The organism is Kitasatospora sp. NBC_00374, assembly GCF_041434935.1.
Taxonomy (GTDB): domain Bacteria; phylum Actinomycetota; class Actinomycetes; order Streptomycetales; family Streptomycetaceae; genus Kitasatospora.
On sequence record NZ_CP107964.1, the window covers coordinates 4,610,262 to 4,631,414 of the forward strand.

At 72.5% G+C, this 21,153-nt stretch carries 21 protein-coding genes; 7 read left to right on the forward strand and 14 right to left on the reverse strand.

Features of this window, described 5'->3' with window-relative positions; all coding sequences use genetic code 11:
* The first annotated feature begins 15 nt into the window (after positions 1-15).
* Both OG871_RS20735 and OG871_RS20740 read left to right on the forward strand, forming a co-directional pair.
* Positions 16-1,116, forward strand: coding sequence for a phenazine antibiotic biosynthesis protein (locus OG871_RS20735; RefSeq protein WP_371498460.1), 1,101 nt, complete (start codon positions 16-18; stop codon positions 1,114-1,116).
* Positions 1,117-2,502: an aldehyde dehydrogenase family protein gene (locus tag OG871_RS20740; RefSeq protein ID WP_371498461.1), complete on the forward strand. Its 1,386-nt coding sequence runs from the start codon at positions 1,117-1,119 to the stop codon at positions 2,500-2,502.
* A 99-nt stretch (positions 2,503-2,601) separates the two neighbouring features.
* Here the strand turns inward: OG871_RS20740 and OG871_RS20745 are convergent, their stop codons facing one another.
* From OG871_RS20745 to OG871_RS20780, 8 genes are all read right to left on the reverse strand, one after another.
* Complete coding sequence (locus OG871_RS20745) at positions 2,602-3,552, reverse strand: hypothetical protein (RefSeq protein ID WP_371498462.1); 951 nt, start codon at positions 3,550-3,552, stop codon at positions 2,602-2,604.
* Between the two features lie 200 nt (positions 3,553-3,752).
* Complete coding sequence (gene pcaB, locus OG871_RS20750; protein WP_371498463.1) at positions 3,753-5,162, reverse strand: 3-carboxy-cis,cis-muconate cycloisomerase; 1,410 nt, start codon at positions 5,160-5,162, stop codon at positions 3,753-3,755.
* Positions 5,159-7,129 (reverse strand): FAD/NAD(P)-binding protein, encoded by a 1,971-nt coding sequence (locus OG871_RS20755; RefSeq protein WP_371498464.1) that lies wholly within the window; start codon positions 7,127-7,129, stop codon positions 5,159-5,161. Before OG871_RS20755 ends, pcaB begins: the two co-directional genes overlap by 4 nt.
* Positions 7,126-8,319: an FAD-dependent oxidoreductase gene (locus tag OG871_RS20760; RefSeq protein ID WP_371498465.1), complete on the reverse strand. Its 1,194-nt coding sequence runs from the start codon at positions 8,317-8,319 to the stop codon at positions 7,126-7,128. Before OG871_RS20760 ends, OG871_RS20755 begins: the two co-directional genes overlap by 4 nt.
* Before the next feature lie 17 nt (positions 8,320-8,336).
* Positions 8,337-9,911, reverse strand: coding sequence for an AMP-binding protein (locus OG871_RS20765; protein ID WP_371498466.1), 1,575 nt, complete (start codon positions 9,909-9,911; stop codon positions 8,337-8,339).
* A gap of 33 nt (positions 9,912-9,944) precedes the next feature.
* Positions 9,945-10,490, reverse strand: coding sequence for an SRPBCC family protein (locus tag OG871_RS20770; RefSeq protein WP_371498467.1), 546 nt, complete (start codon positions 10,488-10,490; stop codon positions 9,945-9,947).
* A gap of 120 nt (positions 10,491-10,610) precedes the next feature.
* Complete coding sequence (locus OG871_RS20775) at positions 10,611-11,048, reverse strand: GNAT family N-acetyltransferase (protein WP_371498468.1); 438 nt, start codon at positions 11,046-11,048, stop codon at positions 10,611-10,613.
* A gap of 13 nt (positions 11,049-11,061) precedes the next feature.
* Positions 11,062-11,724: a TetR/AcrR family transcriptional regulator gene (locus tag OG871_RS20780; protein ID WP_371498469.1), complete on the reverse strand. Its 663-nt coding sequence runs from the start codon at positions 11,722-11,724 to the stop codon at positions 11,062-11,064.
* A 136-nt stretch (positions 11,725-11,860) separates the two neighbouring features.
* Between OG871_RS20780 and OG871_RS20785 the strand changes: the two genes are divergently transcribed.
* The 4 genes from OG871_RS20785 (at position 11,861) to OG871_RS20800 (ending at position 15,345) form a co-directional block, all read left to right on the forward strand.
* A complete protein-coding gene (locus tag OG871_RS20785; RefSeq protein WP_371498470.1) occupies positions 11,861-12,241 on the forward strand; it encodes a VOC family protein in 381 nt (126 codons plus the stop codon).
* A 100-nt stretch (positions 12,242-12,341) separates the two neighbouring features.
* Positions 12,342-13,694 (forward strand): FAD-binding oxidoreductase, encoded by a 1,353-nt coding sequence (locus OG871_RS20790; protein ID WP_371498471.1) that lies wholly within the window; start codon positions 12,342-12,344, stop codon positions 13,692-13,694.
* Positions 13,695-13,834: 140 nt separating this feature from the next.
* The gene (locus OG871_RS20795) at positions 13,835-14,191 is read left to right on the forward strand and encodes a WXG100 family type VII secretion target (RefSeq protein ID WP_371498472.1); all 357 of its coding nucleotides are present in this window, start codon (positions 13,835-13,837) and stop codon (positions 14,189-14,191) included.
* A 92-nt stretch (positions 14,192-14,283) separates the two neighbouring features.
* Positions 14,284-15,345 carry a hypothetical protein gene (locus OG871_RS20800; RefSeq protein ID WP_371498473.1) on the forward strand — a complete coding sequence of 354 codons (1,062 nt, stop codon included), beginning with the start codon at positions 14,284-14,286 and terminating at the stop codon, positions 15,343-15,345.
* A gap of 89 nt (positions 15,346-15,434) precedes the next feature.
* On the opposite strand, the gene OG871_RS20805 is transcribed toward OG871_RS20800, so the two are convergent.
* The 4 genes from OG871_RS20805 to OG871_RS20820 form a co-directional block, all read right to left on the reverse strand.
* The gene (locus OG871_RS20805; RefSeq protein ID WP_371498474.1) at positions 15,435-16,106 is read right to left on the reverse strand and encodes a hypothetical protein; all 672 of its coding nucleotides are present in this window, start codon (positions 16,104-16,106) and stop codon (positions 15,435-15,437) included.
* A 156-nt stretch (positions 16,107-16,262) separates the two neighbouring features.
* Positions 16,263-16,550 carry a hypothetical protein gene (locus OG871_RS20810; protein WP_371498475.1) on the reverse strand — a complete coding sequence of 96 codons (288 nt, stop codon included), beginning with the start codon at positions 16,548-16,550 and terminating at the stop codon, positions 16,263-16,265.
* A 271-nt stretch (positions 16,551-16,821) separates the two neighbouring features.
* Positions 16,822-17,367 carry a Uma2 family endonuclease gene (locus OG871_RS20815; protein ID WP_371498476.1) on the reverse strand — a complete coding sequence of 182 codons (546 nt, stop codon included), beginning with the start codon at positions 17,365-17,367 and terminating at the stop codon, positions 16,822-16,824.
* A 299-nt stretch (positions 17,368-17,666) separates the two neighbouring features.
* Entirely contained in the window at positions 17,667-18,905 is a 1,239-nt protein-coding gene (locus OG871_RS20820) for a plasmid pRiA4b ORF-3 family protein (protein WP_371498477.1), read from the reverse strand.
* A 73-nt stretch (positions 18,906-18,978) separates the two neighbouring features.
* Here OG871_RS20820 and OG871_RS20825 point away from each other — a divergent pair, with 73 nt between their 5' ends.
* Positions 18,979-20,112, forward strand: coding sequence for a hypothetical protein (locus tag OG871_RS20825; protein ID WP_371498478.1), 1,134 nt, complete (start codon positions 18,979-18,981; stop codon positions 20,110-20,112).
* Between the two features lie 73 nt (positions 20,113-20,185).
* Here OG871_RS20825 and OG871_RS20830 read toward each other — a convergent pair whose 3' ends face one another.
* Positions 20,186-20,611 carry a cytotoxic translational repressor of toxin-antitoxin stability system gene (locus tag OG871_RS20830; RefSeq protein WP_371498479.1) on the reverse strand — a complete coding sequence of 142 codons (426 nt, stop codon included), beginning with the start codon at positions 20,609-20,611 and terminating at the stop codon, positions 20,186-20,188.
* The gene (locus OG871_RS20835) at positions 20,608-21,024 is read right to left on the reverse strand and encodes a prevent-host-death protein (protein ID WP_371498480.1); all 417 of its coding nucleotides are present in this window, start codon (positions 21,022-21,024) and stop codon (positions 20,608-20,610) included. The genes OG871_RS20830 and OG871_RS20835 overlap by 4 nt, the downstream gene beginning before the upstream one ends.
* Positions 21,025-21,153 lie beyond the last annotated feature (129 nt).

A 21,153-nucleotide genomic window follows, 5' to 3' on the forward strand; every position in this document is an offset into this window, starting at 1 on the left:
TTGGAAGGAACCGTTGTGTCGCCCGCTGCTGACCCGGTGCTGGACCTGCCCTTCGACGCCCAGCCCGACCCGGAGGAGTTCCTCCGCGCCGCCATGCGCTGGCACTTCTCGCCCGAGACCGGCTCGCCGTTCTGGCTGGAGCGGGCGGGGGACCTGGGCTTCGACCCGCTCACCGACATCCGTACCCACCAGGACCTGACGCGCTTCCCCAACCTCGCCAACGAACTGCGCCACGTCCGTGCCGAGGACCTCATCCCGCGCGGCTACGGCGACCGCCCCGACGTGGTCGGCGTCTACGAGAGCGGCGGCACCACCGGCGCCCCCAAGCGGATCGTGCTGCTGCGCGACTGGCTGGACAAGCTGCTCGCCTGGAGCAGCGCCCAACTGGACGGCCACGGCGTGCCGCAGGGCGTCAACTGGCTGACCGTCGCGCCCAACGGCCCGCACATGGTCGGTGACGTGATCAAGCAGCAGACCGCCGTCCGCGGCGGCCTGTCCTTCACGGTCGACCTCGACCCGCGCTGGGTCAAGAAGCTGATCTCCGAGGGCAAGGGCGCCGAGGCCGGCGCGTACGCCGAGCACATCGTCGACCAGGTCGGCTACCTGCTCCAGACCCAGGACATCGGCGTGCTGATGTGCACCCCGCCGGTGCTGGAGCGGATCGCCCGCCGCCCCGACCTGGCCAAGCTGGTCGACGAGAAGGTGAAGGCGATCAACTGGGTCGGCACCCAGATGGACCCGGACACCCGCCACCTCTACCGCACCGAGGTGTTCCCCAACGCCGTCCTGTACAGCGGCTACGGCAGCACCATGATCCTCGGCAACGCCAGCGAGCGGCACGGCCTGACCGACGACGACCCGTGCATCTACGACCCGTACTCGCCGTACATGAGCTTCGGTGTGATCGACCCGGCGACCGGTGGGACGGTCGGTTACGGCGAGCGCGGCCAGGTGGTCATGCACCACCTCAGCAAGAGCCTGCTGATGCCCAACAACCTGGAGCGCGACACCGGCATCCGGATCGAGCCGCTGCCCGGGCTGATCGGCGACTCGGTCGCCGACATCGCGCCCGTCCAGGAGTTCGACAACGAGACCGTGATCGAGGGGGTCTACTAGATGGCCCGGCAGGAGAACGAGGGCCTGATCGCGCTGGACGCGCTCGGCCCGAACGGGCCCTTCCGGGCCCGCAACCGGATCGTGGTACCGGACGTCACCGGCCGGCCGGTGGCCGAACTCGGGCTGGTCCCGGCGCTGTTCGTGACCCGGACGATGGCCGCCCTGCACCGGGCGACCAGCCTGCCGGCCGAGGAGCGGATCGCCGCGCTGGCCCGGGCCGGACGGATCTTCGCCGAGGAGGCCATCGACGGACTGGACTTCGCCACCTACGAGTACACCGTCAGCCGGGTCTCCGGGGTACCGATCTCGGTCGTCCGGGACGCCACCGCGGCCATCGTGGACGCCGCCGAGCAGGCCGGCTTCGCCGCCTACCAGGCCCAGCCCGCCGGGGCCGTCAGCGAATGGCGCTCCGACGCCACGCTGCGCGGCAGCGCCGTCTGGGCCCGCCGCGGGCAGGTGTTCGCGGTGCACGCGGCGGGCAACCACCCCGGCCCGCACTCGCTCTGGCTGGAGGCCCTCGCGCTCGGCTACCGGGTCGCCGTCCGGCCGTCGCGCCGCGAGCCGTTCACCCCGCACCGCCTGGTCACCGCGCTGCGGCTGGCCGGCTTCGGCCCCGACCAGGTGGTGCTGCTGCCGACCGACCACGCGGCGGCCGACGAGGTGCTGCGCGGCGCCGACCTGGGGCTGGTCTACGGCGGCGACGAGGTGGTGCGCAAGTACGCCGGCAGCAACGTGCTGCCGCAGGGCCCCGGCCGCTCGAAGATCCTGATCACCGCCGACACCGACTGGCGCGAGCACCTCGACACCATCGTCGACTCGATCAGCCACCAGGGCGGCGTGGCCTGCATCAACGCCACCACCGTCCTGGTCGAGGGCGACCCCGGGCCGCTGGCCGAGGCGATCGCCGAGCGGCTGGAGACCATCCCGAGCCTGCCGCCCGAGGACGAGAAGGCCGTGCTGGCCGTCCAGCCGGTGGCCGCCGCCCGCGGCATCGAGAGCTTCCTGCTCGCCCGCGCCAAGGGGACCAGGGCCTGGCTCGGCGGCGACGGCGTGGTGGGGGAACTGGGCGACGGCAGCGCCGTCCTGCGCCCCGCGGTGCACCAGCTGGACCGCCCGGACGCGCCCCAGGCCGGCATCGAACTGCCTTTCCCCTGCGTGTGGGTGGGGCCCTGGACGCCGGAGGCCGGCACGGCCCCGCTGCGCGACAGCCTGGTGGTCACCGTGCTCAGCGGGGACGACGGTCTGGTCGACCGGCTGCTGGACGAGCCGAGCATCAGCAACGTCTACCGCGGCGACCATCCGACGTACTGGATCCGCCCGGGGGTGCCGCACGACAGCTACCTCGGCGAGTTCCTGATGCGGACCAAGACGGTGATCCGCGACTGATCCGCGACTGATCCCCCAGGCCCTCCAGGCCCCAGGCCCAGCAGGCCCCCGGCGCAGCCCCCGCGCCGGGGGCCTGCGGCTGCCCGGGCGCCCGTCGGGTCACAGCCGCAGCGGCGGGGGGCCGACGATGCCGTGCACCACCAGCAGCAGCGTCCTCGGGTCACGGCGGGTGTCCAGCCCGGCCGCCGGGAGCAGCGCCAGCAGCAGATCGTCGGTGGTCTGGGCCAGCGCGCCCAGCAGCCGGCCCGCCGGCCCGTCCGGGTCCTGCGCCGCGGCGTCGCCGAGCGGCTGCGGGGGCTGGTAGCCGACCACGGTGCGGCCGGTACGCCGGCCCTGCCGGTCCGGCTCCGCGGTGAGCCGCAGGCCCGTACCGCCGGCCGTGTGCGCGAACGGCAGGGTGCACAGCCGGGCGAGCTGGCGCACCCGGGCGAGTACCTGCGGGTCGACGCCCGGCTCGGCACCGGGCCGGGCGGTGACCGGCGCGGGGACCGCTCCCGACGGCGGCACGGTGATCGCCAGTGGCCGGGCCACGCCCCAGATCAGCTCCTCGCCGCCGGGCCCGCCGGGCCGTACGTCCAGGCCGCCGGCCCGCAGCACGGCGGGGAGCAGCCGCAGGCCCATTCCGCCGATCAGTGCCTCCCACAGCGGCATCGCCGGACCGAGCTCGCCCTCCAGGCTGCCCGTGACGTCGTCCAGCCGGCGCGAGGGGTGGAAGGAGAACGCCACGGTGCCGGGCAGCCCGAACTCCGGCATCAGCGACAGGCCCGGATCGCGCGCCACCCGCGCGAACGGCAGGCCGCAGAGCCGGGCGATCAGCCGGACCCGGTCGACCACCTCGGGGACGATGCCCAGGTCGGCCGGCGACAGCTCGTCCAGGTTCGCCCCGAGCGGGGGCAGCCGGGCCTGGTCGACCGCCCGGCCGCGGACCGGGCCCGCGGGGGCCGCCGGACGACCGGCGGCGGAGTCCAGTGCCTCGAAGGCCCGGCGGTCCGGCGTGCTCAACTCCGAGCCGGGGACCAGCCGCCGCATCGCCTGTGCCCACTCGTCCACGGGCTCCCCACCGTTCCTGTCGCCGCGCGCGCGTTGTCGCACCACGCTCCCACCCTCGGACGGTACCGGCACACCGCTTCACGAGGACGGCCGTACGCGGCGGCGCGCCGGGCGGCCGGGAACGCGACCGTGCCCCCGGCCGGGGAGGGCCGGGGGCACCGGGTGCCGCGGGGGATCGGCGTGGTGTTCGGAGGGCCGGCTCAGCCGGCCGGCGGGTCGTCGAGCAGCGCGCCGTCGACCAGTGTGCCCGCGGCGCCGGTGTACCCGGTCGGGTCGCAGAGCCCGGCGAGCTCCCCGGGCCCGAGCAGCCCGGTGAGCTGCGGCGCGGCGGCCAGCACCTCGGCGAGCGGGCGGCCGCTGCGCCGCGCGGTGTCGGAGGCGTCGCTGAGCAGGTCCTTCGCCGCCGCCTTGCCGAGCCGGGGGGCCAGGACGGCGGCGATCCGCTCGGACACCACCTGGCTGCCCGTCAGCCCGAGGTTGGCGCGCATCCGCTCCGGGTGCACCCGCAGGCCCTCGGCGAGTTCCGCCGCGGTGTACGCGGCGCCGCCGGCCAGCCGCAGGCACTCGCGCAGCAGCAGCCACTCGGCGTGCCAGGCGCCGCCGGAGCGTTCGTCCTCGGACAGCAGGCACTGGGTCAGCGCCCCGGCCATCGCCGGGACCTGCAGGGCGGCCGAGCGGATCAGGGTGGCCAGCACCGGGTTGCGCTTGTGCGGCATGGCGGAGGAGCCGCCCCGCCCGGCGGCGGTCGGCTCGGTGACCTCGCCGACCTCCGTCCGGGTCAGGGACTGCACGTCCACCGCGATCTTGCCGAGTGCGCCGGTGGTGAGTGCCAGCGCGGCCGCCAGGTCCGCGAGCGGGGTGCGCAGTGCGTGCCAGGGCAGGGCCGGCCGGGCGAGGCCGGTCTCCTCGGCGTAGGCCGCCACCAACCGCTCGGGGTAGTCGGCGACCTCGGACGAGGCGTCGGCCCCGTCCAGCCTGGCGTACTCCAGGTAGCCGGCCAGGGTGCCGGCGGCGCCGCCGAGCGAGACCGGCAGGCCGTGGTCCAGCAGGTCGGCCAGCCGGCGGTCGGCGTCCAGCACCAGCTGCCGCCAGCCGGCCGCCTTGAGGCCGAAGGTGGTCGGCACCGCCTGCAGGGCCAGGGTGCGGCCGGCCATCGGGGTGTCCCGGTGTTCGGCCGCCAGGGCGGCCAGGGCCCGGGCGGTGCGGGCCAGGTCGGCCCGGATCAGGCGCAGGGCCCGGGCCGCGACCAGCATCGCGCCGGTGTCGAGGATGTCCTGGCTGGTGGAGCCGCGGTGGACGTACTCGGCGGCGGCCGGGTCGGTGCCGGCGACGGCGCGGGTGAGCGCGGCCACCAGGCCGACCACCGGGTTGGCGGTCTCCCGGGAGGCGAGCGCCAGGGCCCGCAGGTCGAAGCGCTCGGCCCGGGCGGTCGCGGTGACGAGGTCGGCGGCGGCCTTCGGCAGGGTGCCGAGGGCGGCCTGGGCCCGGGCGAGGGCGGCCTCGGCGTCCAGCATGGCCTGCAGCCAGGCCCGGTCGCCGACGGCCGCCTCGACCGGGGTGCCGGCCCGCACGGGGGAGAGCAGGCCGGCGTCGGTGTCCGCCGGGGTCATACCAGGATGCCCAGCAGGTCGGTCTCGGCCGGCGTGGGGCGGACGGCGTCCGGCACGCTGGCGGTCTCGGGCAGGGCGAGGACGGCCCGCGCGATGGCGTCCGAGTCGCCGAGGGTCACCGAGTCCACGCCCGGGCGGATGCCGGCCGCCGTCACCCAGTGCACCGACTCGGTCGGGATGCCGTAGGCGAACCGGCGGGGGTGCGCGCGGCCGCGGGCGTCCAGCAGCCGGTACGGCCGCTCGGTGACGGCCAGCCCGCCCGTCTCGTAACTCGACCCGCAGGAGCCGGAGATGCGGTAGGTGGTGCACTGCTCGGTGTCCAGCAGGTGACGCAGCAGCGGGTCGTCGGTGCGGCGCAGGTCGGGCTCGGGCAGCCGGGCCTCGATCAGGACCGAGGCCCGGACCGGTTCGCCCGGGACGACCGGGGAGTGCGCCACGTAGGCGGGCTGCTCGGTGTCGATCCGGATCTCGGTGGCCGGCCCGGTGAGCACCAGCACCCCGGCCTCGATCAGCGCGATCATCTGCTCGATCCGGGAGGCCGGCGGGCCGATCGACAGGAAGGCGTTGAGCGGGGTGTACCAGCCCTCCAGGTCGTCGCGGTGCGAGTTGCCCTCCAGGCCGCCGTGGTCGACCGCGAGCCGGATCTCGTTGCGCAGGTCGCGGAGCACGTCGAGGGCGGCCTTGAGCGGGCCGCTGACGTTGCCGGCCCTGGCGTCCCGGACGTCCTGCGCGAGGTGGGCCAGCAGCCACCGGTGGAAGTCGGCGCGGTCGGCGAACTCCCGGTCCTGGTACGGCCGCGAGAGCTGCTCCCAGTCCCAGCGGTCGGCGGCGGGCAGGTCGAAGCCGTCCAGCACCTCGGCCCGGTCCTCGCCGCGCTCGGCCGCCAGGTAGCGGGTGGTGAACGCCTCCCGCTCGGCGCCGCGGCCCAGCGAGTCCAGCAGGGTGCCGTAGTAGACGCTCTCCACCTCGCGGGCGATCAGCGGCCACAGGTCGGTGCCGAAGTGCACCCGCTGCCCGTCCTCGGAGCGCCGCCGCAGGTCCGTGATCAGCTCGGCGGTGAGCAGCCGGGGGAAGTACCGGCCGTGGGCGCCCTTCTCGTTCTCGCCGCGGGCGTGGTACGGGATGCCGCGCCGCGAACTCGCGTACAGCTTGGGCTCCTGGCCGGACGGCCGGTAGACCAGCCGCTCGCCGTCCTGGACGAACTCGCCGCCGCGGCCGAGGGTGAACAGCGCCATGTGGTCGAAGAAGTTGAGGCCGAGCCCGCGAAGCAGCACGTTCTGCCCCGGCGCGACCACACCGGCGTCGATGTCCGCGGGGTTGGCCGGGGTGACGTACGTGAGGTGGTGGATCCGCGCCAGGCTGGCGGTCTTGGCCTCGCGCGGGGTGAGCCGGGCCGGCACGTGGCCCTGGGCCATCACGATGGCGTCCAGCCGGTTCAGCCGGGTGCCGTCCTCCAGCCGGACGCCCTGCGGGCCGCCGGTGATCCCGTGGGTGTCGGCCATCGCGACGGCCCGCGAGGTGTGCACCTCGACGGTGACGTGGCCGGGCGCGCCGCGCACCACGCGCTGGAAGCTGTCGTGCAGGTAGGCGCCGTAGAACGCCCTGGTCGGGTAGGTGTTCGGGCCCAGCTCGCGGGCCTCGGCGAGGGTGCCGGCGTCGTGGCCGCCGGCCGCGGTCAGCGACTTCGCCCACTCGAACAGGGTCGGTCCGGGCTCGATCGGGCCGTCGACGTTCACGCTGTCGTCGGTGTAGACGGTGATCTGCGAGGCCACCGTGTTCATCAGCAGGTGGCGGGACTGGTCGGTGCGCCAGACCTGCCCGGCGCCGGGCGCGGACGGGTCCACCACGTGCACCGTCACCGATCGGCGCGAGCGCGTGCGGCGCTCGTTGGCGCAGATCCGCTCCAGCACGGACAGGCCGCGCGGGCCGGCTCCGATGATGCAGATCTCGGTCTGGCTGGCAGTCACTTCTGCTCTCCGTTCTGGCCGAAGCTCCGGGCGCCGTGCATCCAGGCGACCTGGTCGTGCAGCTGGGTGGGGGAGAGCGAGCGCAGCATGGCGTTGCGGGCCCGGGCGGCCTCGCCGGCCGGGTGCCACAGCCGGATGCTCTCCCGGGAGGTGAGCTGGACCCTGGCGGTCCGCTCGCGCCGGTCGGCGTTGTACTTCTCGAAGCGCTGCGGGAGTTCGTCCGCCGAGCAGTCCAGCAGGTCGCCCAGCAGCACGGCGTCCTCCAGGGCCTGGCAGGCGCCCTGCGCCGCGTAGTGCAGCATCGGGTGGGCGGCGTCGCCGAGCAGGGTGACCCGTCCGTCGCACCAGTTCGCCACCGGGTCGCGGTCCACCAGGACCCAGGACTTCCAGCCCTCGCCGAGCTCCAGCAGCCGGTGCGCGGCCTCGCCGAGCGGCGCGAACCGCTGCCGCACGAAGTCCTTCTCCACCGGGACGCCGGCCAGTTCCTCGGTGGCGCCGTTGTCGCTGCTGGCCGCCAGGTTGAGGTACTTGCCGCCGGCGATCGGGTAGTGGACGAAGTGGCAGCCGGGGCCGGTCCACCAGGTCACCGAGGTGCGGCCGCCGAGCTCCTCGGGCACCTGCTCCATCGGGATGATCGCCCGGTAGACGGTGATCCCGGAGATCCGGGGGCCGCCGTCGCCGACCAGCTGCCGCCGGATCGCCGAGTTGATGCCGTCGGCGCCGATCAGCGCGTCCCCGCTCACCCGCTGCCCGTCCGCGAGGAGCAGGGTGGCGCTGCGGCCGTCCTGCTCGTAGCCGACGGCGGTGGCACTGCTGCGCAGCTCGATGCCGTCGGTGGCCAGGCAGGCGGCCAGCAGCAGGCTGTGCAGCTCGGCCCGGTGGACGACGACGTACGGGTTGCCGAACCGTCGCCGGTACTCCTCGGTGAGCGGCAGGCTCACCACGTGCTCGCCGGTGACACCGTCCATGAAGCGCAGCTCGGCCATGTGCACGGCCGACTCGCGGACGGCGTCGCCGAGGCCCAGCTGCTCCAGGGCGTGGATCCCGTTGGGCGCGATCTGGATGCCGGCGCCGATCTCGGCGAACTCGGGGGCGCGCTCCAGCACCGTGACCCGGTGACCGCGCCGGGCGACGGCCAGGGCGGCGGCGAGGCCGCCGATCCCGCCGCCGACTATGACTACCTTGGACATCGTCTCTCCCCGGCCCGTCAGCCGGCCACGGTGCTGCCGGAGGCGAGCAGCCGGGCCAGTTCGAGGCGCTTGATCTTGGTGGTCGCGGTCTGCGGCAGATCGCCGATGCGCCACTGCACCGGGTCCGCCATCGGCGGCAGCGCGGCGGCGGCGGCCTTCCAGGCCGCCAGGTCGAGCGGTACGTCGTCCTTGGTGCACACCACCGGGACGGCCCGGCCGTCCTCGCCCGGGATGATCACGACCTCGGCGAGCTGCTCCAGCCGGGCGAACAGGGTGTCCTCGGCGGCCAGCGTCGAGCCGAAGCCCTCGATCAGGTCGACCTCGCGGTCCAGCAGGTGCACGCAGCCCCACTTGGTGCGGTAGCCGACGTCACCCATCCGCCACCAGCCGTCGTTGACCTGGGCGTCGTAACGGGCCTGCTCACCCAGGTAGGTGACGATCCGGCCGTCGCTGCGCACCTCGATGTACCCGGGGTTGGTCTCGGAGGGTTCCTTGCCGTCCCGGCTGACCACCCGGACCTCGGTGAAGCCGGGGAACGGCACACCCACGCAGCGGCCGTCGGCGTCCTGGCCGCGCCGCCTGGAGAACGAGCGCACCACGGCCGGGCCGATCTCGCTCTGCCCGTAGAGCTGGCCGAAGACCGGGGCCCGGCGCTCCGAGGCGCCCAGCATCCGCTGCACGGTGCGCGGGTGGATCGCGTCGAAGGTGCTGCTGAACAGCCGGACGTTGGCCAGCGGGCGGCGCGGGTCGTCCGCGAGCTCCTCCCACTCCATGAAGGAGTTGGGGTGCGCCTCCAGGATCCCGGGGCGCAGCTGGGCGAACAGGTCGGCGACGTGCTTCGGGTCCGACTCGCGGAGCACCACGATCGGGAAGCCGCGGAACAGCGAGATCGCCAGCGCGGTGATCAGCCGGGAGTGGACGAACGAGACGTGCATCGCGATGGTCTCGCGGCCCGGGACCAGCGGCCTCATCACGGTCGCCTGCGGGCGGTAGCGGGCCTGCAGGGTGCGGCCGGTGTGCACCGCGAGCTTCGGGGTGCCGGTGGTGCCGGAGGTGTGCGTGATCAGCGTCGGGTGGTCGGCGGGCATGGTCACCGGGGCGACCCGGGGGGAGCCGGCCAGCGCGGCGAGCTCGGTGGCACCCCGGTGGCTGCCCGAGGTCAGCAGCACCCTGTCGGCGAACTCGAAGACCGAGGAGGGGAGTTCGTTCTCCAGCTTGGCCTGGTCGGTGAGCAGGAACGGCTCGTCGGTCCGGCGCACCAGCTCGGCGACCGTCTCGCCGTCGAGCTTCGGCGAGAGCAGCACCGGGACGGCGCCGATCCGGACCGCGGCGCAGGCGAGCAGGGTGATGTCGAACCCGTCCGACTTGTAGACCACCACGCGCTGTCCGGGGCGGACCTTGGCGGCCCACAGCCGGGCGGCGAAGTCGTCGATCAGGTCGGCGACCTCGGCCACCGTCGCCCGACGGCCCAGCCCGGGCGCGATGTCGAGGTCGTGGTCCAGGATCAGGACGTTCGAACCGTGCTTGGAGGCCGCTCGCTCGAATAGCGTCCCCAGCCGGATTCCCTGGTTTCCTATGCGCTGCAGAAACACCTTTCCGCCCTCTCATCCACAGGAATGGATCGATCAGTTCTTTTCGATGACGAGCTTGATCCGGCCGAGCGTCTCCGCGAGGTCCTGCTCCAGCTTCTCGGCCCAGTCGGCGAAGAACTTCCGCTTCTCGTCGCGGTCCATCTCGGCGGTGATCCCGCGGATTCCCTCGGTGGCGGTGCCCATCCGGAAGTGGTGCACGAGCAGGCTGCGGCCCGGCTCGGCGGCCTCGATGTCGAAGGCCCATACGCTGTCCTGCTTGCTGCCGGCGCCGTCGTGCATCGCCCAGCGGAAGGTGCGGCCGGGCTCGGCGGCGACCACCTCGGAGTGGGTGTGCCACTTGCCGCGGACCACCGGGGCCCAGGAGACGACCTCCTCGGAACGGAGGTTCTCGCCGCGGAACACCGAGCCCACCTCGGCGGGAGCGCCGACGACCCATTCGCCGCCGAGGCATTCGGGGCTCCACTCGCCACTGCGAGCGAGATCACTGACCACGGAATAGACGTCGGCCGGCTCCGCGGACACCGAAATCTCCGCCCGGACCTGGAAAAGCGGCGCAATGCCGCTGGTGTTTTCGCCCATGGCCGGAATACTGGCCAGCGCCGCGGAGGGGGGTCAAAGGCGGTCCGGACGGTCCGTCAAGTCGAACAACCGAACTGACACAGTCCCGCGGGGGCGGCCGGACGGGCCGGCCGGAGGAGCTCAGGCGGGCAGCTCCAGCGCGAAGTGGAACGCGCTCACCGCCATCCGCTGGGCGTGGTAGAAGCGGTGCGCGCCGTGGTTGGCGACCCCGGAGTCGAGCTCGATCCGCACGCACCCGGCGGCCGTCGCGCGCTCCCGCAGGACGGCCAGCAGGTGCCCGCCCACACCGGTGGAACGGGCCTCGGGGGCGGTGACGAGGTCCTCGACGAACAGCAGCCGCCCCCGGCTGGTGGCCAGCACCCGGTGCCCGGCCACCGCCAGGCACCGGCCCGCGTCGTCGTAGGCCGCGGTGAACACCAGGCCCTGCCGGGACGCCTCGTGGACGAAGGCGTCGAAGGCCGCCGCGTCGAGGCCCGGCCGCAGCGCCCTGATCAGCGGCGCCACGTCGGTCGCCAGGGCGCGCTCGCCGGGCCCGACGTCCACCGTCGTCAGTGCCATCGCGGGACTCCGATCAGCCGGCCGCGGCCGGTCGGTAGAGGCGCAGGAAGGTCCGTACGCCGTGGGTGACGATCTCGGTGACCCGGGTCGGCGGCAGCGGGATCGCGCCGTAGAACGACGGCTGGGTCACGCTGATGAAGGTGAGCAGGTTGAAGTGGTCGGCGGCCTGGTGCGGGTCGTCCACGTCGAGCAGCCCGCGCTCGGCGAAGGAGGCGAAGCGCCGGGTCAGTTCGCGGTGCGTCTCGCGCGGGCCGGCCTCCTGCCAGGCCTCCAGGACGGCGGGCCGGATCCGGGGCGCCTCGGCCTCGATCGTGCGGACCAGCGCCCAGTGGTCGGCGAAGGCGGTCAGCGAGGCCACCCGGTCGAGCGCGAAGTCGACCAGGTCCTGCTCCAGGCCGACGATCTTGCGCAGGTGCCGGTCGGCGATCTCGACCTGGGCGGTCGTCACCTCGCTGGCCCCGGCCAGGATCACCTCCTGGAACAGCTGCTCCTTGTCGGTGAAGTGGTTGTAGATGGTCCGCTTGGAGACGCCGGCCTCGGCGGCGATCACATCCACACTGGTCCGGGTGAAGCCCTCCCGGCCGAAGACCGTCCGGGCCGCCCGGACGATGGCCTGGCGCTTCTCCGGCAGCCCCCGGCGCGCGGGTGCCTCCATCGGCTTGTTGTCGGCGGCCATCCTGTCCCTCTCCACGATCCCGACGGGTTGCACTGCATCGTGTAGTTTACTTCACACTTGACTTAAAGCCGAGTGGAAGTTCTACCGTCGGTCAGGAAGCTCGGACGATCGGTTCAACCGAAAGGGAAGAGGCATCATGGCCATCCAGCTGAACCACACCATCGTGCTGGCGCACGACCCCCGCGCGACGGCGGAGCTCCTGACCGGCGTCTTCGGACTCCCCGAGCCGCGGCCCTACGGGCCCTTCCTGGTCGTGCAGATGAGCAACGAGGTCTCCCTCGACGTGCTCCACCAGGACGGCGAGTTCACCGCGCAGCACTACGCCTTCCTGGTCTCCGAGGAGGAGTTCGACGAGATCTTCGCCAGGGTCCAGGAGCGCGGACTGCCCATCTTCGCCGACCCCTTCTACCGGGAGCCCGGCCGGATCAACCACTGGCACGGTGGCCGCGGCGTCTACTTCCGGGATCCGAGCGGCCACAGCCTGGAGGTGCTGACCAGGCCGTACGAGATCGGTTGAGCCAGACCCTAGGGCCCGGCCGCCCCGCGGTGCCCGCCGACCTGACACACCGTCCGGCGGTGCGGCGCGGTGGGACCGCCCGGCGGCTAGCGTCGACGGCATGATCGGGATATCGGGGCCGGTGTTCCGGCCGGGTGACGAGGGTTACGACGCCGAGCGGCGGGGCTACAACCTCGCGCTGGACCACCGCCCCGCGCTGGTGGTCGGGGCGGTGGACGCCGCGGACGTGGCCGCCGCCGTCCGCCACGCGGCCGAGGCCGGCCTGGGCGTCGCCGTCCAGGCCACCGGCCACGGCGTCTCGGTGCCGACCGACGGGCAGCTGGTCGTCAGCACCGCCCGGATGGACGGCGTCCGGGTCGACCCGGTGGCCCGCACCGCGCAGGTCGGGGCCGGCGCCCGCTGGCACCAGGTGATCGCCGCGGCCGCCCCGCACGGACTGGCCCCGCTCAGCGGATCCAACCCGGACGTCGGCGCCGTCGGCTACACCCTGGGCGGGGGCATCGGCCTGCTCGGCCGCCGGTACGGCTACGCGGCCGACCACGTCCGCCGGTTCGAGCTGGTCACCGCCGACGGCCGGCTGCTGGAGGTCACCGCCGAGAGCGAGCCGGAGCTGTTCTGGGCGCTGCGCGGCGGCAAGGACAACTTCGGCGTGGTGGTCTCGATGGAGATCGACCTGGTGCCGGTGGAGCGGCTGTTCGGCGGCGGGCTGTACTTCCCCGGCGAGTCGGCGGCGCAGGTGCTGCACGGCTGGGCGGCGTGGACCAGGACCGTCCCCGAGGAGATGTCCTCCTCGATCCAGCTGATCCACTACCCCGACCTGCCCGTGCTGCCCGAACCGCTGCGGGGCCGCTTCGTGGCGCATGTGCGGATCGCCTGGTGCGGCGGGCGCGCCGAGGGTGAGCGCCTGGTCGCGCCGCTGCGCGAGCTCGGCCCGGCCCTGGTCGACAGCCTGCGCGAGCTGCCGTACCCGGAGTGCGGCTCGATCCACCACGAGCCGCCGATGCCGGTGGCGGCCTACGACCGCAACACCGCCCTGCGGGAGCTGGACGCCGCGGCCGTCGACACCCTGCTCACGCTGGCGGGCCCGGAGGCCGGGGCGCCGGTCATCCTGGAGATCCGGCACCACGGCGGCGCGTACGCCCGCACCCCCCGGGTGCCGAACGCGGCCGGCGGCCGGGACGCGGCCTACATGCTGTTCTCCACCTACCTGGTGGAGCCGGGGCGGCTGGAGGAGATCCGGCGGGTGCACGGACTGCTGCACGACAGGCTCGCGCCCTGGGGCACCGGCGGCTCCTTCGTGAACTTCCTCGGCATCGACGACACCGGCGCCGACCGGGTCCGGGCCTGCTACGCCCCCGGGGACTACCGTCGGCTGGCCGCACTGAAGGCCGAGCGCGACCCCGGAAACCTGTTCCGGGTGAACTACAACATCCCCCCGTCCGAGCTGCGCTGATCAGCCGTCCGACCGTGCCGTCGGACCCCCGGCCGCCCCCGTCCGAGCTGCGGACGGGGGCGGCCGTTGTCGTCGCTCGGTGCTTGGCTAGCATCTGACGGATCATCCGGCAGTACTACTTATTCCACGGGGGAACGGCTGTGAGCTTCGCGGGCGAGCTGTGGGACGACGTCAAGGACCTCGGCGGCGCGGCCCTGGAAGTCGGCAAGGACATCGTCATGGCGCCGGCCGAGATCGCGCACTGGGCGCTGAGCAAGATGTTCGGCGACGCCGACGCCGAGCTGAAGAAGATCGCCGCCGAGCTGGAGGCGCTCGGCAAGGAGGTCGACCAGCTGGGGCAGGAGGTCAACTCCGCCCTCGGCAAGCTCACCTGGCACGGTGCGGCGGCCGACGCCTTCGTCCAGCACGCGCAGGGCCGGGTCCGGGAGCTGTCGGCGGTGGCCGACGAGCTGGACGGCCTGGGCAAGTCGATCGAACGACTGGCCGACATCTACTGATCCCGGCGCACCGAGCGCCGTCTTCTTCCTTCACAGACACGCACAGTCTCCGACCAGCGCAGTCTCCGACCGGTACAGGGGGTACCTGCCGTATGGGCACCGAGCAGTTCATGGTCCAGATCCACGAGCTCGCCAAGATCCAGCAGGACTGGCAGAAGCTGCAGCAGCGGATGACCGAGCTGAACGGCAAGCTCGGGCACATCAAGGCGACCATCGCCAAGGCCGCCGCCACCGACCTGGCGGCGAGCCAGTTCGCCGGCATCCCGGGCTTCGCCATGGTGACGGGCCAGCTGATGAGGGACGTCGGCGACATCAAGGCCCGGGCCGAGCATCTTCAGGCGACCAAGGAGAAGCTCACCAAGGAGCTGGCCGAGGACATCCAGAAGATCAAGTCCGTCATGGGCGAGTACCAGGACATCGAGCACAAGATCGAGGAAGAGCTCAAGAAGAAGCTCAAGGGCGACCACGGGCAGCCCAAGTCCCCGGGCGGCGGCGGTGGGCCGAAGACCGGTATCGACGGCGCCGGCGGCTCCAAGGGCGGTGGCGGTGGCCACCAGCAGCAGCCCAAGTCCCCCCGGGGCGGGGGCGGGGGCGGCGGTGGTGCCCGGGAGGACTACCCGCAGGGCACCGGCACCGGCGACTGGAAGACCACCGGCAACTGGGACGCCTGGTCCCCCGGAAAGCACCACACCACCACCGGCGCCGGGGTGAAGGCCGAGCCCAAGACCGAGGGCCTGTCCAAGGAGCGCAAGGACGCCGTCGACCGGGCCCTGGAGCGCATCAACCACCGGATCGGCTACAGCCAGTCCGCGTTCACCAACGGCTACCGCGACGACTGCTCCGGCTTCGTGTCCGCGGCCTGGGGCCTGCCCGGGCCGGGCCTGAACACCTGGGGCCTGATGAAGGAGAACGTGGCGCACCGGATCGGCAAGGACGACCTCCAGCCCGGGGACGCGCTGATCGCCGGCGGCCACACCGTCCTGTTCGGCGGCTGGGCGGACGCGGCGCACACCCGCTACATCGGGCTGGAGGACAACGGCTCGCAGGGCACCGTCTCCCAGGTCATCCCGTACCCGTACTTCCCGGGCAGCGCCGGCTCGGAGGCCCGTGACGGCTCCCCGTACCTGCCGTTCCGCCGCAACGGGATGGAGTGACGGGATGTAGTGACGGGCTGCGGTGACGACCCGGGGTGACGGCCTGGGGTGACGACCCGGGGTGGCCGGGTCCCGCCCGGCGCCGGGCGTCACTTGTGGGCGGGCGTCCACTTCATCCCGAGCCGGTAGGCCCGGGAGATCACGTCCTGGACGCCCGCCCCGTCTTCGGGCGTGAACCAGCGGACCTCGCGGTTGACGACCAGCTCGCCCTGCTGCCGGCGGAGCAGCGCGATGGCGCAGGCGTGCGCCCGGGGCGGGCAGTCGTCCAGCCGCACCTCGAACCGGTCGCCCCGGTCGGAGGAGAGGGTCACCACGGCGTCCAGCCCGCGGAAGTCGCCCGCCCCCTCGTAGATGTAGACGAACAGCAGCAGCGTGGCGAACTCGCCCTGGTGGTCCAGGTTGATCGTCATGTTCTCGCCGGCCGCGCGGGCGCCCGTCCGGTCGTCCGCGTCCAGCTCCACGTAGGGGAACCGGTGGGCGGCGCCGAAGGAGTTGCCGAGGGCCTGCACCGCGGTCCGGCGCCCGTCGGCGAACGTGATCATGCACCCGAGGTCGAGGTCGATGTCCTTCGCGGAGCCGGCCAGCAGGCCGGCCCGGACGGTCGCGAACAGCCCCTTCGCCGCCTTGACCCGGGCCTGGGCGGCCGCCTGTGGCGAGTTCCAGTTCAGATTGACCCGGATCAGTCCGGAGGTCACCCCGCGCCTGGTGAGCGAGACGGCGGGCGCGGTCTTGGTCAGTACGACACGGCTTGGCTGAGGCATCGGGGGTCTGCCTTCCGGTGGTGTCCGACAGGGCCCCGGAGCCGGCGGAGCGCGCGGCGCGCGACTCGGACGGACGCCCTCCGGGAGCCGAGAACATACGCCGGTCGCCGGTGCCCCTCGGCACGGTTGGCCGATTCGTGACGCTGTGACGCCCCGTCAGGCGCCGGGCTCCGCCGGGGGAGTCGCGGTCGAGCCGTCCGAGGCCGCGCCCGAGGCGCCGTCCGTGCCGTCGCCCGCGAGGTCCTCCGGCGTACCGTCCGCCCGGCGTCGCCGCCACCAGGCGCCGAGCGCCGCCACCCCGACCGGGATCGCGATCGCGGCCTTGACCACGCCGTGCGCGGCCAGCCAGCCGAAGCCCCAGTGCCAGCCGAACCGTCCGCTCAGCCACACCAGCAGGCCGGCCACTCCGACCGTCAGTACCGCGGCCAGCGCGATGCTAGCCACCCTCTGCCCCCGGGACGGGTCCACACCCCCTGCACTCATGGTCGGCAGCCTACGGCGTCGGCCCGATCGACGGATGTCCGGCCCGGGCGGCGCGGGCGGCCCGGGCCCGGTCGCGGGCAGGGCCGATCGGATGAGAGGAGGAGTAAAAGATCGATTAATGTCACATGATGTGATTAATCTTCACCCCCTGTGGTCGACAGTGGGTGAAGGTGGCGACACCGCCCCGGCCCGTCCGGTCCCGTCTCCCAGGGGGCCGGCCGGACCGGGGCGGTCAGTACGGCAGCAGCCCGCTCGTGACCAGGTCGAAGCCGAACGGCTCGGGGATGTGCAGATGCTCGCCGAAGTCGACGTCCTCGCGGCGGTGGTACCTCGTCCCGTCGGGTCGGCTGAACAGCGTGACGGTCTTCTGTCCGGCGTCGATCAGCAGATACAGCGGGATCCCCATGAGCGGGTAGTCCCTGACCTTCCCGACCCAGTCGTTCTCCGGGTTGGACGGGGAGACCAGCTCGACCGCGACGGCGGCGGCCTCGGCGGGGACCTGGTTGTCGGTCGTCTCCAGGGCCTCGTCGGGAAGGTAGGTCAGGTCGGGGTTGCGGCTCTTGCCGACGTTGGGGGAGACGAGGTCGGTGTTCTCGCTGGGCAGCAGCCCCGCCGGGGCGTGAGCGTCGAACTGGCGGCGCACCATCAGCAGGTTCCGCTGGTGGATACCCGAGGGGCTGACCATCATGACGATGGTGTCGCCCGAGATCTCGACCTTGAACCCGTCGGGCAGGCTCCGGCGGGCCTCCTCGAGCAGTGCGAAGTGTTCCGGATTCACGTGCGGGGCCTCCTGAGGTGCGCCGATCGGCACCTCAAAGTATTGCGTCGCAGGGCATGCGGAGGCACGCAAAAGGCCCCACCGAGAAGTCTCGGTGGGGCCTTCGTGCTGTTCAGCAGCTGTGGCCAGGGCCGGGGTCGAACCGGCGACCTTCCGCTCTTCAGGTCAAGCCGGGGCGCCGGAACACCCTGATTTGGGCGCTTCCGCGGTCCGCAGAAGCGCGGCCTCGGACGTCATCGTGCACGGCGGTCGGCGTCAACTGTGGCGTCAACCGGAGCCTCGGGATCAGCCTGTGCTCGTCAGTCGAGGGTGCGCAGTTGCCGGTTGATCTCGCGCAGGTCGAAGTGGGCCGGGTCGAAGTCGGCTGCCGTCTTGAGACCGAGCCAGCGAAGCAGGTCCTCGTGCGCCGGGTCGGCGGATTCCTGGAGGGTCCGCTTGAGGTCCTCGTACCCGCCCGGGCCGCCGCAGTCCTCAGGTGGGCAGGCTCCGGCGCCGTCCACGCAGGCGGGATAGTGGTGGCCGGCCTCGGCTGTCATCCGGCGTTCGACGGTGATCCGGTGCTCCCACGAGTCGCCGAAATCGTAGTCGTAATCGAGGCATCCATCCTCCTTGACCAGGCTGTCCAGGACAGCGGTGGTCTCGTCCACGAAGTCCAGTTCGGCGGAGCGGCGTCCGTACTGGACGCCGTTCGCGCTGAAGGCGTGCAGGTGACAGTTCCGCCAGCCCATGGCTGCCTGGATGACCTGGTGCAGCCTGTCGAGGCGGATGCCTGCCGGTACCTGGACGAGACGCCAGACCGAAGGCTGGTCCACGTCGGAGAGCTGGATGCGGAGTTCGTGGACCGGGTCACCAGGGCTCGGCTCCCCGCGAAGCCGGGCCATGGCTTGACGGCCGACCGAGCTGAGAGTGACGGACTTGCCAGTCTGCTGAGCGGCCCCGAGGCCCTTGAGCGCAGTGAGGAGGCGGTCCACGTCGCGGTCGTTGCTCTGGCGCAGGAGGCGAAGACGGTCCTCGGGAAGGTTGTCGAGGACGAAGAACCCGGACAGTGTGTCCCACACCGCAGCCCGCAGTTTCTGCTCCGGCACCGGAAGGTCGGTGGCGTAGAGGCTCGTCAGTACCGCCCGCAGCCCGGCCGGGTACTCCTCCGCGAGCATCGAGCCGAGCCATCCGGAGGGGAGCACCGCCTCGCCGATGCGCGGCAGGGCCCCGAACAGTGCGTCGAGGAGGCGCTCGGGGTCTTCCACCACGCGCGCGTTCTTCTTGACGGGCACCAGGCGCCCGCCGGCGACCCGAAGCAGCCGGGCCGCCTTGGCCCACTCCACCAGCAGGTTCAGGTGGTAGAGCTCCTGGGTGGACTTGGTCTTGAAGGTCCTGTCACCGATGGCCGGGTCGACGGTGTCGCCGGTCTCCAGGAGTGTGACCAGGGCCCGCCCATCCGCGAGGGCCACCTTCCCCGTCTGGGTGAGCTTGCGTCCCGCGCCGATCCAGCCGACGAGACCTCGGATCTGCTCGACGGTGCGTGGCTGCTCGGGATCCATCAGCGCTTCCTGTCTGCTTCGGGCATGACCGATGCCATCATCGGTGGTCGGGGGTCCCGCTAGGGTCGCAGCGATGAGTGAGTACCAGTACTACGAGTTCCTGGCGATCGACCGGCCGCTGACCAGCGATGAGCAGGAGCAGCTGCGATCACTGTCGACCCGGGCCCGGATCACGGCGACCAGTTTCACCAACGAGTACCACTGGGGCAACTTCCGCGGTGATCCGAGGCGGATGGTGGAGCGGTACTACGACGCTCACCTCTACTTGACCAACTGGGGCACCCACCAGGTGATCCTGCGGGTGCCCAAGGGGCAGCTCGCGCTGCGGGCGCTGGAGCCGTACTGCTTCGACGAGTGCGTCGAGGCATGGACGACCGAGACCCACCTCGTCCTGAACCTGTGCAGTGAGGACGAGGCTGGGGACTGGGAGGAGGGCGCCGAGGACTCGCTCGGTGCCATCGCCGGGGTTCGGGCCGAGTTGGCCTCCGGGGATCATCGTGCCCTCTACCTCGCATGGCTGTCCGCCATCGGCGTTTGGGGGCTCCAGGACGACGAGGAGGAGGCTTACCAGGAGGCGGTCGAGCCTCCGGTCCCGGCCGGGCTCGACCGGCTCACTGCACCGCAGCGAGCGCTCGCGGACTTCCTGCGTGTCGACGCCGACCTGCTGGCGGTCGCCGCCCAGGCCAGCCCGCCCGCCCCCGCCTCTCGGAATCGGCCCGGGAAGAAGGAGTTGGCGCCGCTGATCGCCGCGCTTCCCGAGACCGAGAAGAACGGGATCCTGCTGCGCCTGGCACTGGGTGATGAGCCTCAGCTGGGTGCCGAAGTCCTGTGCCGCCTGCGTGGTGAGCCGTCTGCGGTGACCGTGCCGGGCCAGCGCTCGGCCGCAGAACTGCTGGACGCAGCGCATGCGCGGGCCACCGAACGCCGACAGCGCGCAGACGGGGTTCGAGCCGAGGCGCGGGCGAAGAAGCTGACCGCCCTGGCTGCCGACGAGGAAGCGGTCTGGCACGAGGTCGAGAACCACGTCGCCCGTAAGCAGGCGGCCCGTTACGACACCGCCGTGGCACTCCTGGTCCAGCTCCGTGACGCCTGCGACCACGTCGGACGCGGCCTCCAGTTCCGGCAGCGGCTGGCCGCGCTCCGCGAGGAGCATCGGCACCTGCCCGGCCTGCTGCGCCGTCTCGACGACCGGGCGCTGAGGGGCTGACGCCTGTCCTTCCCGCGCGTAGGGCTCGCCTACGGAGATCGGATGGTCCCGGGCCGCGATCCAGCGGCCGGAATCAGTGCCCCTCGGTCCAGAACTGCTGGAGTCGCGCGATCGCCTGGGCCTTGTCCAGCTCGGCGACCTGGTCCTCGGTAAGTCCGACGCGGTTGATCAACATGTAGACCAGATCAACTGGAAGCGCCTCGCGTTGTGGCTCAGGCGCGCCTCGATCGGGAGGCGTGCCGTCCAGGACGCACGGCCAGAAGACATCCTCCGTCACGTCCAGCTGATCGCGGAGGATGTGCACCCACATGCTCGCGCCGTACGCGGTGCGGTCGACCGGATGCGATACCCGAGTACGCAGGATCCGCCCATCGGGGAGCCCGAGCTCATAGGTGACGTGGTGGGTGCCGGTGCGGCCGCGCGCGTCACGTACGCGGTCCCAGCCTTCGACCTTGCAGAACTGCTCGTGCCGTTCGCGGGTCGGCTGAGGCCAGGTCACTTCGCAACTCCGAGCAGCCAATCGCGAAGCTGCGCGTCGTCGCTGATGCCGATCAACTGGACCAGGCCCCAGTTGTCGCGATGGTTGGGCGCGTTCAGGAGCCGGTCCTGCCAGTCCTCCGCGTACTCGCGCATCGCGTCGACCATCTCGTCGATGGCCTCATCGAACGTGCCGCCATCCGCAGCGACCGGGAGGCCGGGGAAGAACACCGACCAGCCACCGCCCTCGGCGACCACCTCGGCTTTGGACGGACACAGCAGCGCGAGCGCGTGGCGCAGCCGCCCCGCGTCGACCACCGCCGCGTACCCGGTGTCCCGGCGAACGGTCGCGACCCGGCCCTGCCCGGCTGCGTCCAGTAGATCCTTCAGGTGTGCGCGGGCTTCGGTGTAGCTCTCGTAGTGGACCGCTGTCATTGGGACCTCCTCGTCCGAGAACCAGGGTCGCGCCGACCGTCAAGTACGTCAAGTACGTCACGTACTTGCCTTCGAGTGGGAGGGCGGTGACCGTCCGCTGTGCCGTTGGCGTCAAACGACGCAAAAATG